Source organism: Streptomyces callyspongiae (genome assembly GCF_047200695.1).
GTDB lineage: Bacteria > Actinomycetota > Actinomycetes > Streptomycetales > Streptomycetaceae > Streptomyces.
The window spans coordinates 43580-56203 of sequence record NZ_JBJZOM010000025.1 but is presented as its reverse complement, the minus strand read 5'-3'; the positions used below and the strand labels follow the sequence as shown (position 1 = coordinate 56203).

Here is a 12624-nt window from a genome sequence, read left to right as displayed (position 1 = left end):
CTCAGGTCGGCGGTCGGCTCAGCGCGGGCCGGGCACGACGGCGACGGAGCAGTGGGCGTGGTGCAGGACCGCCTGGCTGACCGAGCCCAGCAGCAGTCCGGCGAACCCGCCGCGTCCGCGCGAGCCCACGACGACGAGCTGGGCCTCGCGGGTGGCGTCGACGAGGGATTCCCTGGTCCCGCCCCGCACCAGGAGCTGTTCGACGACGACGTCCGGGTAGCGCTCCCGGCATCCGGTGAGTGCTTCGGCAAGCAGCCTCTCCTCCTGGGCCCGCAGCTCGCCGGGGGCGGCGGCGTACGGCATGGAGGGGTCCTCCGGCTGCGGCAGTTCGACGTTCCACGGCGTCCAGGCGTGCACCGCGAGCACTCCGACGCGGCGCAGCGCCGCCTCGGCGAACGCGAACTCCACCGCGGTGGCGGCCGCGGGTGAGCCGTCCACGCCGAGTACCACGGGCCCCTCCGGGTCCCACTTCTCGCGCACCACCACCACGGGGCTGCGCGCGTGGGCGGCCAGTTGGACACCGGTGGAGCCCAGCAGGAGTCCGGTGAAGGCGTTCCGGCCGCGGTCCCCCACCACGACCAGCGAGGCGCTGCGGGATTCCGCTTCGAGCACCGTCAGTGCGTCGCCCGAGGTGGCCACTGGGGTGATGCCGAGGCCCGGTTCGACGACGCGTGCGCATTCCGCGGCGTCGGCGGCGACGACTTCGGCCTGCTTCCGTGCTGCCTGGGGTTCGGTGAGCGGCGGCTGCAGGGCCGGAGGGTGGTACGCGTGCACGACACGCAACGGTGCCCCGTGCAGGCGTGCCTCCCGTGCGGCGGCCTCCACTGCGACGATGCTGGGATGCGAGCCGTCCGTTCCCACGACGACCGGACCGTTCATGGCGTCTCCTCACCTCGGCGAGCCGTGCCACGGGGCTCGGGACGTGCCCGGCCCCTGTCGCGGGGGCGCGGTCGCTCAGGGTTGCGCCCCCGCCGCAGGTGCATCGTCAGCCGCCGGCGGTGTCCCGGCACAGGGGCCGAACGGGCCCTGTGCCGGGACGCTCGGCCGTCGCCGCCCTTCCGTACGCCGTGCCGTGCCGTGCCGTGCCGATCGTGACGGAGGGTCCCGCCCGGTGCTCAGGCCACGCCGTCCAGTCCGCCCCCCTTGGCCTGGTCCACCAGGGAGGCGAACTGGTCCGCGCTCATCTGCACGCGCTGCCCGAAGTCGTCGGTGAGCACCACCCGGCGATCCGCCGGAGCGGACTCGTCGACGAAGAGCTGCGGGCATCCGCAGTCGCACTGGCCGCAGAACGTTGCCACGGGTTCCGCCCCGGTGAGGTCTGCCATGTCCGGTCACCGCCCCTTCTTCTCGCTGTGGAGCGGTCCGCGCCGCCCGTCGGCAGCCCTACCCGGGCGCGAGCGCCGTCAGCCGCGGGTCCCGCGTCGCACGGGAGCACGACCCGCGCACGCGCCGGGGCCGCACGCAGGCGTGAAGGGCATGTGCGCGCGCCGTGCGGGGACGGGAGAACCGGTTGCGGGCCACCCGGGGAAACGGCACTTCCGGGGGCGTGTGCGAGCAGGGCGGACGCCAGTGGCTAACATATGAGCACCGCCTAGCTCGAAAGATTGTGTGACTGTCACCGTGGACTCGTTCACCAACTGGAAGAACCGCGAAGAGACCGCCGAGTCGATGATCCCGATCATCGGGAAGCTGCACCGGGAGCGGGACGTCACCGTCCTGCTCCACAGCCGCTCCCTGGTGAACAAATCGGTGATCAGTATCCTGAAGACTCACCGATTCGCCCGGCAGATCGCCGGCGAGGAACTCTCGGTCACCGAGACGCTGCCCTTCCTGCGCGCCCTGACCACACTGGACCTGGGTCCGTCGCAGATCGACATCGGCATGCTCGCGGCCACCTACAGGACCGACGACCGCGGCCTGACGGTGGAGGAGTTCACGCAGGAGGCCGTCGCGGGCGCCACCGGTCCGCACAAGATCGAGCGCAGCGAGCCGCGGGACGTGGTGCTCTACGGCTTCGGCCGCATCGGCCGCCTGCTGGCCCGGCTACTGATCGAGAAGGCCGGTTCGGGCAACGGCCTGCGGCTGCGTGCCATCGTGGTCCGCAAGGGCTCGGGCCAGGACATCGTCAAGCGGGCCTCGCTGCTGCGCCGCGACTCCATCCACGGCCAGTTCCAGGGCACGATCACCGTCGACGAGGCGACGAGCACGATCGTCGCCAACGGCAACGAGATCAAGGTGATCTACGCCGACGAGCCGGCGGCGGTGGACTACACGGCGTACGGCATCAAGGACGCCATCCTCATCGACAACACCGGCCGGTGGCGGGACCGCGAGGGCCTGTCGAACCACCTCCGCCCCGGCATCGCGAAGGTCGTCCTGACCGCCCCGGGCAAGGGCGACATCCCCAACATCGTCCACGGCGTCAACCACGACACCGTCAAGCCGGACGAGCAGATCCTGTCCTGCGCCTCCTGCACCACCAACGCGATCGTGCCGCCGCTGAAGGCCATGGCGGACGAGTACGGCGTGCTGCGCGGACACGTGGAGACCGTTCACTCCTTCACGAACGACCAGAACCTGCTGGACAACTACCACAAGTCGGACCGCAGGGGGCGTTCGGCGCCGCTCAACATGGTCATCACCGAGACGGGTGCCGCCTCCGCGGTGGCGAAGGCGCTCCCGGACCTGGACGCGACGATCACGGGCAGCTCGATCCGGGTGCCGGTGCCGAACGTCTCGATCGCGATCCTCAACCTGCAGCTCGCCCGCGGCACGAGCCGCACCGAGGTGCTCGAGCACCTCCGGGAGGTCTCGCTCACCTCGCCGCTGAAGCGCCAGATCGACTTCATCAGCGCACCGGACGCGGTCTCCAGCGACTTCATCGGCTCCCGCAACGCGTCCATCATCGACGCCGGCGCCACCAAGGTCGACGGCGACAACGCCATCCTCTACCTCTGGTACGACAACGAGTTCGGCTACTCCTGCCAGGTCGTCCGCGTCGTGCAGCACGTCTCGGGGGTGGAGTACCCGACCTTCCCCGCGCCCGCGGCCTGACACCGCGTCCGCCCTGCCCGCCCGGAGCCCGGCGGGCAGGGCCGCACGGGTGCCGGAAATACGGCGGACCAGGGGAGATTTCCGGCGCGGACGTCACCCCGGGACGTGGCGCCGTGTTGAATGGGACGCATGGACGCGCAGGCCTGGGAGAAGTTCGCCGTCAGCCTGGCCGACATGGCCCGTGTGCTGCTGGCACAGGACTCGGTGGAGCACACGCTCGACGAGATCGTGCGGTACGCCGTGGAGCTCGTGGACGGCTGCGAGCACGCCGGGATCCTCGTCGTGGAGAAGCCGGACCGGGTCCGCACGCTGGCCGCGACCGGCCCGCTCGTGCACAGCTCGGACCGGATGCAGCAGGAGACCGCGGAGGGCCCCTGCTTCGATGCGGCCCGTCAGCCGCACGAGGCCTACCGGGTCCTGGACATGACCACCTCCGTCGAGCGGTGGCCGCGGTACGCGCCGTACGCCCGGGAACTCGGCGTGGGCAGCATGATGGGGTTCCTGCTCTTCACCGAGGACGACGACCTGGGCGCGCTCAACCTCTACGCCACGCGGCCGCGGGCCTTCACCGAACACTCCGAACGCGTGGGCTGGCTCCTCGCCTCGCACGCGGCCGTGGCCTTCTCCAGCGCACGCAGCCACGCGCAGCTCGAGGCCGCACTCGCTTCGCGGAACGACATCGGTGAAGCGCTCGGCATCGTCATGGAGCGGTACAGGGTGGGCGAGGACGAGGCGTTCGCCGTGCTGCGCAAGAGCTCCCAGGACCACAACATCAAACTCCGCGACATCGCCCGCAGCGTGGCCCGGACCGGCGAGATCCCGGGGGCCCGCTGACGCCGCTCCGGCACGGCCCGGATTCCCGGGATTCCCGGGCGTAAGGCGCGCAGGGTGTGGCACTCGTCGGCCATGGACGCACTGGACGTGGGTGTTCGGCTGGCGGTGCAGCGGGACTATCTCATCGGCATCGCGCCGTTCGTGATCGGGCTGCTCATCGTGGGAGCGCTGATCCTCGGCGTCGGGATCGGCATGCGGCAGAGAAGCCGCGGCGACTCGCGCGCCTCGGAGTCGGGTACGCCGGGACCCGGACGACCGAAGGTCTACGAGGAGGGGCGCGTGAGTCCGTCCGAGATGCCGCGCGACGGCCGCCGCCGCTACCCCTACGAGGTGTCGGACTCGGGTTCGGTCGAGTCGGAGTCCGAAGCGGAGGGCCAGGTGCGACGCCGGCGCTGGGACCCGGGAGGCAGCGGCGGCTTCGGGAGCGGCGGGCCGGGCCACACCGGAGGCTGATCGGTGAGCCCTGCACCGGACCCCTCGGCCCGCCCTGCAGGACCGGGCCGCCTCGGCGGGGCGGCTCCGCTCAGCGCGCGGCCGCCCGCTCCAGGCGCAGCTTGCGGTGGCTCCACGCGAGGAGCACGAACAGCACGATGCCGGAGACGATGAGGCTGGCTCCGGTCGTCCAGCCGCTGAACGGCAGACGAGGCACCAGGCCCCAGGCGACGCCCGCACCGATCAGCGAGAGGCCGACCACGATCGAACAGGCGATGCGCCACCAGGAGGACACGCTGTCCTCAGCCGCCTGCATGGCGCGGGCGCGCACCGGTGCGACGTGGCGATGCAGCGAGGGCACAGCCCGTGCGAGGAGCACCATGCCCGCGAAGACGAGCAGCAGTCCCGGTCCGGGCAGCACGAGCAGGGCGATGCCCACGGCGACCAGCGTTCCGCCGAGGACTGCCAGCAGGGCCCGCAGGACCGGGTGGGGAGTGTCGTTCGCCACGTCTTCTCTTCCGTTCCTCACGTCCGCACGCCCGCCCCGCGACCGCGGCGCCGGGTGCCCTGACCAGATGTCGGCGGACAGGGTACCGGGAAGCCGGGGCACTGGATCGGCCGCCCCCGGATGTGCCGGGGAAGGAGGTGCGCGATGAGCCGCACCGGACTGCTGGAACGCCTGCCTCCCGAGGAGCAGCGGCTGCTCGCACCACTGCCGGAGAGCGGTCCGCCGACCGCCCCGATGCTCGCCACGCCGAGCGACCGGAGGGACTTCGGTCCGGGCTGGCTGTTCGAGCGGAAGCTGGACGGTGTGCGGGCGCTGACGGTCCGGGAGGAGGGGAGGGTGCGGCTGCTGTCGCGTTCCGGGCAGCCGTTGAACCGCACGTACCCGGAACTCGTCGAGGCCCTGGAGGGCCAGGCGTGCGAGGACTTCGTCGTCGACGGGGAGATCGTCGCCTTCAGCGGCCGCCGGACGGACTTCGCGCGCCTGCAGCGGCGGATGCAGATCACCGATCCCCGCCGGGCGCTCGCGACGGGGATCGACGTCACCTACTACCTGTTCGACCTGCTCGCACTCGACGGTCTGAGCACCACCCGTCTGCCGCTGCGGGTCCGCAAGTCCCTGCTGCGGCGGGCCCTGCGTTTCGCTCCGCCGCTGCGGCTCACCCCGCACCGCAACCGGGGCGGCCCGGAGCTCCTGGAGCAGGCCTGCGCCCGGGGGTGGGAAGGACTGGTCGCCAAGCGGGCGGAGGGCCGTTACCGGCCGCGCCGCACGCCCGACTGGCTCAAGCTGAAGTGCACCCGTGGTCAGGAGTTCGTGGTCGGCGGCTTCACGGAGCCGACGGGCAGCCGTGCCGGGTTCGGGGCGCTCCTGGTCGGCTACCACCGGGAGGGCCGGCTCCGCTACGCCGGCAAGGTCGGTACGGGCTACGACCGGGCGACGCTGTCCGCGATGCGCGGGGCGCTCGACGCGCTCGAGGCGGAGACCTCGCCGTTCGCCGAGACCGTCGGTGAGCCCCGGGTCCACTGGGTCCGGCCCCGGCTCGTGGCGCAGGTGGCGTTCACGGAATGGACGCGGGACGGCATGCTGCGGCACCCGCGCTTCCTCGGCCTGCGCACGGACAAGGAGCCGGCCGACGTCGTCCGCGAGACGTCCCTCCGGCCCGTGCCGGTCTCCCCGGCCGCGGAGGGGCGGAAAGGCCGGGACGGGCCGGTTTCGGCCCGCCGCCGCAGGTGACCCGGGGAAGCATGACCGACCCGACCCCGTCCGGCCGCCCTCCGACGCCGGACTACCACGCGCTCTCCGTGGGGGACATCGCGTACCGGGTCCGGTCGCTGTCCGCCGCGGAACTGGAACGGCTCCTGGAGTACGAGCGGTCGCACGCCGCCCGGGCTCCCGTGCTGGACCTGCTGTCGGCCCGGCTGGCCCAGCTGGAAGCCATGGGAGAAGGCACCACGTCGCCCCACGGCAGCGGGAACCCCCGCGGCCGTTCCGGCACGGGTGGGAAGGCGCACCGTCCGTCGCGCGGCGTCCCCCAGCGGTCCGGTCGGCCCGAGGGGGACGAGAAGCGTTGACCCGGGATCCGCTGCGCACGCCTCCGGTAATCGCCCCTACGAGTATGCGGCCCGCACCCGGTGTGCGGGACCGTCGGGATGGACGGCCATGAACAGCGGGTACACGGGCTCCGACGATTTCGGCCGGGACGCGCTCGGCGAATTCCTGGCACGCTACTTCGGCACGGGTGGCTCCGGGTCGGGCGGAGGCCCCCGGCCGGACCCCCGCTACCACGACTTCATGCGGCTCATGAGCGAACCCGCCCGGGACCTGCTCACGCAGGCGGCCCGTTTCGCCGCACAGCACGGCGACGCGGACCTGGGCACCGAGCATCTGCTGCGCGCGGCCCTGAACATCGAACCGACACGCACCATGGTCGGCCGTTCCGGGACGGACCCGGACGCCCTGGCCGCGGAGATCGACAGCCGCGCGGGCGGCGGCCCGCCGCGGAACTCCATCGCCGTGAGTCCGGCGGTGAAGCGGGCGCTGATCGACGCCCACGACATCGCCCGATCGCGGGGCGCCTCCTACATCGGTCCGGAACACCTGCTGGTGGCCCTGGCCGCGAACCGCGACTCGACGGCGGGACAGTTCCTCGGAGCCGCGCGTCTCGACGCACCGGGCGGCTCCCGACCGGCCGGGTACGGGCCGCCGGGCTACGACGGGACGGGGATCGGCGGGCCGCGGGCCGGCGCGGGAACCTCCGAGGGCGGGCCCGGGCGGGGAGCAGGGCAGAGCAGCACCCCCCAGTTGGACACGTACGGCACCGATCTGACCGACGCCGCCCGTCAGGGCCGCGTCGATCCGGTGATCGGCCGGGACGACGAGATCGAGCAGACCATCGAGGTGCTGGCCCGCCGGGGGAAGAACAACCCGGTACTGATCGGTGAGGCGGGCGTGGGCAAGACGGCCGTGGTGGAGGGGCTCGCGCAGCGCATCGCCGACGGCGACGTACCGGACAGCCTGCTCGGCCGACGGGTGGTACAGGTCGACTTCTCCGGTGTGGTGGCGGGAACGCGGTACCGCGGCGACTTCGAGGAGCGTCTGGGCGCACTGATCGACGAGATCCGTGCGCACTCGGGCGACCTCATCGTCTTCATCGACGAGGTGCACACCGTCGTCGGTGCCGGCGGGAGCGGCGCGGAGGGCGGCTCGATGGACGCCTCCAACATGCTCAAGCCTCCCCTGGCCCGCGGCGAGCTGCACGTCATCGGTGCGACCACGCTGGAGGAGCACCGACGCCACATCGAGAAGGACGCCGCGCTGGCCCGCCGCTTCCAGCCCATCCTGGTCTCCGAACCGTCCGTCACGGACGCGGTCGAGATCCTGCGAGGGCTGCGCGACCGCTACGAGGCGCACCACCAGGTGCGGTACCGCGACGAGGCGCTCGACGCCGCGGTCGAGCTGTCGGACCGCTACCTGACCGGGCGCCACCTGCCGGACAAGGCCATCGACCTGATCGACCAGGCCGGGGCCCGCGTACGGCTGCGTTCCGTCACCCGTGGTACCGACGTGCGGGCGCTGGAGCGCGAGGTCGAACAGGTGCAGCGGGACAAGGCGCAGGCCGTGGCGGCGGAGGACTACCAGCGGGCGAAAGAGCTCAAGGACAGGTTGGGCGATCTCCAGCGGCAGATCGCCGAGGGACGCGGAAGGGCCCCGACGGGCGATCGCATCACCGAGGTGACGGTGGAGGACATCGCCGACATCGTCTCGCGGCAGACGGGCATTCCGGTCAGCAGCCTCACGCAGGAGGAGAAGGACAGGTTGCTTGGACTGGAGGCGCGACTGCACCGGCGCGTGGTCGGACAGGACGAGGCCGTCACCGCGGTCTCGGACGCGGTGCTGCGCTCCCGTTCGGGGCTGTCCAGCCCGAACCGGCCGATCGGGAGCTTTCTGTTCCTCGGCCCTACGGGAGTGGGCAAGACCGAGCTGGCCCGGGCGCTGGCCGAGGCACTGTTCGGCAGCGAGGACCGCATGGTCCGGCTGGACATGAGCGAGTACCAGGAGCGCCACACCGTGAGTCGTCTCATCGGCGCCCCGCCCGGCTACGTGGGGCACGAGGACGCCGGGCAGCTCACCGAGGCGGTGCGCCGCAACCCGTACTCCCTCCTGCTGCTGGACGAGGTCGAGAAGGCGCACCCGGACGTCTTCAACATGCTGCTGCAGGTGCTGGAGGACGGCAGGCTGACCGATGCGCAGGGCAGGACGGTCGACTTCACCAACGCGGTCGTCGTCATGACCTCCAACCTGGGGTCGGAGGCCATCGCGGGCCGCGGCACCGCTCCCGGCTTCGGCACCGGCGGGGAGGAGTCGGAGGAAGCGGCGCGGCGCGATCGGGTGTTGAGGCCGCTGCGCGAGCACTTCCGTCCCGAGTTCCTCAACCGCATCGACGAGATCGTCATCTTCCACCAGCTGTCCGCCGACCAGCTGCGACGGGTCACGGACAGGCTGCTCGACGAGACCCGTCAACGGCTGCGGGCCCAGGAGATCGAGATCGACTTCTCTCCCGCCGCCGAGGAGTGGCTGGTCGAGCGCGGCTATCAGCCCGAGTACGGCGCGCGCCCGCTGCGGCGCACCATCCAGCGGGAGGTCGACAACCGGCTGTCGCGCATGCTGCTGAGCGGGGAGATCACGGCCGGCTCCCGGGTGGAGGTCGAGGTGGCGGACGGCGAACTGACCTACCGTCCGCACTCCTCCTCCGACTCCTCCGACGGCAACACCTGACGGGCGCGGCACCGTGCCACGGAGATGAGGGCGTCCGTGGCACGGTGCCGCGAGGGCATCCCTCAGCCGATCAGGGCTTGTCAGGGCTTGGCCGTCAGGCGGGTGGCGAGTTCGCGTGCCCTGCCGCCGTGCGGCAGGCGCGAGGTCAGCGGCGGGGTGGCCATGCCGCTCGAGGTGCGCAGCCCGAGCAGGAACTCCTGGAACGCCTCGGTGCTGGTGCGCAGTGGACGCCAGTTGAGCTCGTCGCGCGCGCGGCTCCAGTCCATCAGCGGCAGGCGCAGGGCGGCGTCGAAGAGCTGGGGCGACGCCGGCAGCAGGCGGGTCAGCCAGGCGCCGTGGATCGCGGCACGGACGGCTCGGGCCGGGATCCGCACGGTGCGGGCCCGCAGCACCTCGGCGAGGACGTGTGCGTCGACCACCGGTTCCGAGGCCAGGTTGAACGCACCGCGGGCCGTGCCGGTGACGGCGTCGAGGAACGCCTCGGCCACGTCGTCGGTGTGCAGGAACTGCATGCTCAGGCCCGGCACGTCCGGCACCAGCGGAGCGGTGCCGCTGCGGACGAGGCGGCTGGGCAGCAGTGGTCCCAGGAACAGCCTGCGCTGTTCGGAGGCCGATTCCTCCTTGAACATGAACGCGGGCCGCATGCGCACCACGCGGATCCAGGGATACTTCTGCTCGTAGCTGTCCAGGTACCGCTCGAGGTAGGCCTTCTCGCGGGTGTAGGCGGCCTCCGGCCAGCCGTGGGTGGGCCAGCTCTCGTCGACCCTGCGCAGCGGATCGTGGACCGGTCGCGGCGAGTAGGCGCCGATCGAGGAGGCGTGCACGACCGAGGCGGTGCCCACGTCCGCTGCGGCCCGGAACACCCGCAGGGCGCCCAGCACGTTGGTGCGCCAGGTCAGGGCGGGCCGGTGCGTGGGCTGGAACAACCAGGCGAGGTGGACGACGACGTCGACCGAGCGGAAGATCTCCGCCAGGTCGGTCTCCACCCCTTCGCGGGTGACGTCGCACGGGATCCATCGGGTCTTCGGCGGCTGCCAGTCGGGGATCCGCCGCGCGAGTCCGAGGACCTGCGCCACGCGCGGGTCCTCGGACGCCGCTCGCACGATGCTGGTGCCCAGGTTTCCCGTGGCTCCCACGACGGCGACCGTGTGGCCCTCACGGGGACGCGCGCTGCCCTCGTCCATCCTGCTGCCTCCCTCGCTGCCGGGTGTCTTCGGCCTGCGGCCCGGCGGATGTGTGCCGCGCCTCCGGTCCGGGCGCCGTCACCCCGTGGGGGCGGGCGCCCGGGTGCGCCGCCGTTCCGCGTCCACCCGTTGATGTATGCGCTCGCAGGTGCGGTGGATGAGGCGCGACACGTGCATCTGCGAGATGCCGAGTTCCTCCGCGATGCGACTCTGCGTCATGTCGCAGAAGAAGCGGAGGTAGAGGATGCGCCTCTCGCGCTCCGGCAGTCGCGAGAGCTGCGGCTTCACCGCCTCCCGGTACACGACCAGGTCGAAGCCCGTCTCGAGGACGCCGAGGGTGTCCTGCAGCGAGTAGCCGTCGTCGGCGGCGGAGAGCTCTGCGTCCAGGGACAGCGCACTGTAGGAGTCCAGCGCCTCCATCCCCAGCAGGACGTCCTCCTCGCTCAGCCGGCTGTGCTCGGCGATCTCCGCGACCGTGGGTGAGCGTCCGCCCAGTGTGAGGGTGAGTTCTCTGCGGCTGGCACGGACCTGGGTGCGCAGTTGCTGGACGCGCCGCGGTACGTGCAGGTCCCAGGTGTGGTCGCGGAAGTGGCGCTTGATCTCTCCGACGATGGTGGGCACCGCATAGCTCTCGAACGCCGAGCCCCGCCCCGGGTCGTAGCCCGCCACCGCCTTGACGAGTCCGAGGGCGGCGATCTGCTGCAGGTCCTCCAGCGACTCCCCCCGGTTCCGGTACCGCCCTGCCAGGCGATGGGCCATGGGGATCCAGGCCTGCACGACCTGCCGTCGCAGCTCCTCCTTCTCCGGCCCGTCGGGGAGGGCGGCGATGGCGGCGAACGCCTCACCGGTGTCGGGGGCGTCGTCGTGCGGATGGCGTGCACGCTTGGTGCGGAAGGGGGTCGTGCTCATGACTGCGCTCTCCCGGTTCGCTGCGGCGTGATAGAGCGGTCACCGCGGGAGCCGGACCGGGTACGTCCGGGGCGTTCACGGCGCTTGTCCGTGCCCTCCCGCGGATGTGCCTACAGGTCCGAAGCACTGCGTTCACGCTACCCGTCCGGAGGACAGCGCGCGATCCGGGCGGCCCCGGGCAGCGGGAGCCCGCTCCCCGCGGGCGGGGCGCCCGGGTACCTCCGCCGCCCGTACCCGAAACGGGCGCCGGAGCGGACGTACTCCCGGGGCCCACGAGGGACTGACCAGTGCTGTGACCTTCCCGGGCACAGCACTAGAGTCGGGGGCATGGCTGCTGAAGAGGGCACCGTGCGGGTGGACAGCTGGATCTGGGCCGTACGGCTCGCGAAGACGCGGTCCGCAGCGGCGTCCGCCTGCCGGGGCGGTCACGTGCGCGTCAACGGGGAGCGGGCCAAGCCCGCCCAGCACGTGAGGCCCGGGGACGAGGTACGGGTGCGCCAGGCCGGGCAGGAACGGATCGTCGAGGTCACGCGGCTGCTCCGGAAACGTGTCGGCGCCCCGGTGGCGGTGGAGTGCTACATCGACAGGAGTCCTCCCCCACCGCCGCGCGTCGACCCGTTCCGTGCCGGAGTGCGGGACCGCGGCGCGGGCCGGCCGACGAAGCGCGACCGGCGCGAGATGGAGCGGCTGCGCGGGATGCGGGACTCATCCCGGTAGGCGCCGCTCAGTCCGGCAGCCCGGTGACGCGCAGCGTGAGGTTCAACCTGCCGCCGCGCAGCCCGGTCGCGGGGTCAGCGGTACCGCGCCGGACACGGGGTACGCCGTGGTGGGCGAAGCGGGAGGGGCCGCCGAACACGAAGAGGTCCCCGGAGGCGAGTTCGACGTCGGTGTACGGCCGGCCACGCGTCCCGGTGTTGCCGAAGCGGAAGACGCAGGTGTCACCGATGCTGAGCGAGACGACGGGCGCGTCGGACCGCTCGTCGCGGTCCTGGTGCATGCCCATCGTGGCGCCCTCGCCGTAGAAGTTGACCAGCGCCGCGTCGGGAACGTAGGCGGCCCCGGTGCCCGCGTCGTCGTAGGCGTCGGCGACGGCGCGTTGTCCGAGCGCCACGAGCCAGGCAGGCAGGGGTGCGACCCGCTCGCGGTTCACGTCGTCCGCGGTGCGCGAGTACCGGTAGGGCTGCCAGTGCCAGCCGAGGCACACGGTCTGCACGGACATCACGCCGCCGCGCGGCAGCCTGGTGTGCCTCATCGGCACCGGGCCCCGCGCCCAGCGCCGTGCCGCGGCCACCAACTCCCGCTGCTCCTCGGGTGGGAGCCAGTCGGGGACGTGCACCGCGCCGGGGGCGACGGTGGCGCGCGGGCGGGGGAACAGAGGTGTCACGTGGTCCATCCTGCCGCGCGGTTGCCGTGATCGCCGCAGGTGGCGGG

At 72.4% G+C, this 12624-nt stretch carries 13 protein-coding genes; 7 read left to right on the top strand and 6 right to left on the bottom strand.

Going from position 1 to position 12624, the window contains the following annotated elements; genetic code table 11:
* Window positions 1-18: 18 nt before the first annotated feature.
* Window positions 19-879, bottom strand: coding sequence for a universal stress protein (locus ACL06G_RS20300; protein WP_412836450.1), 861 nt, complete (start codon window positions 877-879; stop codon window positions 19-21).
* A 236-nt stretch (window positions 880-1115) separates the two neighbouring features.
* Window positions 1116-1325, bottom strand: coding sequence for a hypothetical protein (locus ACL06G_RS20295; RefSeq protein WP_412787281.1), 210 nt, complete (start codon window positions 1323-1325; stop codon window positions 1116-1118).
* A gap of 283 nt (window positions 1326-1608) precedes the next feature.
* Here ACL06G_RS20295 and ACL06G_RS20290 point away from each other — a divergent pair, with 283 nt between their 5' ends.
* The 3 genes from ACL06G_RS20290 to ACL06G_RS20280 all read left to right on the top strand — a co-directional run bounded on the left by ACL06G_RS20290 (window position 1609) and on the right by ACL06G_RS20280 (window position 4341).
* Window positions 1609-3054: a glyceraldehyde-3-phosphate dehydrogenase gene (locus ACL06G_RS20290; protein ID WP_412787280.1), complete on the top strand. Its 1446-nt coding sequence runs from the start codon at window positions 1609-1611 to the stop codon at window positions 3052-3054.
* A gap of 129 nt (window positions 3055-3183) precedes the next feature.
* Window positions 3184-3888: a GAF and ANTAR domain-containing protein gene (locus tag ACL06G_RS20285; protein ID WP_412787279.1), complete on the top strand. Its 705-nt coding sequence runs from the start codon at window positions 3184-3186 to the stop codon at window positions 3886-3888.
* 72 nt (window positions 3889-3960) lie between these two features.
* Window positions 3961-4341: a DUF6479 family protein gene (locus tag ACL06G_RS20280; protein WP_412787278.1), complete on the top strand. Its 381-nt coding sequence runs from the start codon at window positions 3961-3963 to the stop codon at window positions 4339-4341.
* Between the two features lie 70 nt (window positions 4342-4411).
* On the opposite strand, the gene ACL06G_RS20275 is transcribed toward ACL06G_RS20280, so the two are convergent.
* Window positions 4412-4828, bottom strand: coding sequence for a PGPGW domain-containing protein (locus ACL06G_RS20275; protein ID WP_412787277.1), 417 nt, complete (start codon window positions 4826-4828; stop codon window positions 4412-4414).
* Between the two features lie 144 nt (window positions 4829-4972).
* On the opposite strand from ACL06G_RS20275, the gene ligD reads away from it, so the two are divergent.
* The 3 genes from ligD to ACL06G_RS20260 all read left to right on the top strand — a co-directional run bounded on the left by ligD (window position 4973) and on the right by ACL06G_RS20260 (window position 9100).
* Window positions 4973-6058, top strand: coding sequence for a non-homologous end-joining DNA ligase (ligD, locus tag ACL06G_RS20270; RefSeq protein WP_412787276.1), 1086 nt, complete (start codon window positions 4973-4975; stop codon window positions 6056-6058).
* An 11-nt stretch (window positions 6059-6069) separates the two neighbouring features.
* Window positions 6070-6396, top strand: coding sequence for a DUF8129 domain-containing protein (locus ACL06G_RS20265; RefSeq protein ID WP_412787275.1), 327 nt, complete (start codon window positions 6070-6072; stop codon window positions 6394-6396).
* A gap of 88 nt (window positions 6397-6484) precedes the next feature.
* Complete coding sequence (locus ACL06G_RS20260; protein ID WP_412836449.1) at window positions 6485-9100, top strand: ATP-dependent Clp protease ATP-binding subunit; 2616 nt, start codon at window positions 6485-6487, stop codon at window positions 9098-9100.
* A gap of 80 nt (window positions 9101-9180) precedes the next feature.
* On the opposite strand, the gene ACL06G_RS20255 is transcribed toward ACL06G_RS20260, so the two are convergent.
* Window positions 9181-10284: an NAD-dependent epimerase/dehydratase family protein gene (locus ACL06G_RS20255; RefSeq protein WP_412787273.1), complete on the bottom strand. Its 1104-nt coding sequence runs from the start codon at window positions 10282-10284 to the stop codon at window positions 9181-9183.
* A gap of 78 nt (window positions 10285-10362) precedes the next feature.
* Window positions 10363-11193, bottom strand: coding sequence for a SigB/SigF/SigG family RNA polymerase sigma factor (locus ACL06G_RS20250; protein WP_412787272.1), 831 nt, complete (start codon window positions 11191-11193; stop codon window positions 10363-10365).
* A gap of 327 nt (window positions 11194-11520) precedes the next feature.
* On the opposite strand from ACL06G_RS20250, the gene ACL06G_RS20245 reads away from it, so the two are divergent.
* Window positions 11521-11910 (top strand): RNA-binding S4 domain-containing protein, encoded by a 390-nt coding sequence (locus tag ACL06G_RS20245; protein WP_412787271.1) that lies wholly within the window; start codon window positions 11521-11523, stop codon window positions 11908-11910.
* 7 nt (window positions 11911-11917) lie between these two features.
* Here ACL06G_RS20245 and ACL06G_RS20240 read toward each other — a convergent pair whose 3' ends face one another.
* Window positions 11918-12577 (bottom strand): alpha-ketoglutarate-dependent dioxygenase AlkB family protein, encoded by a 660-nt coding sequence (locus tag ACL06G_RS20240; RefSeq protein WP_412787270.1) that lies wholly within the window; start codon window positions 12575-12577, stop codon window positions 11918-11920.
* Window positions 12578-12624 lie beyond the last annotated feature (47 nt).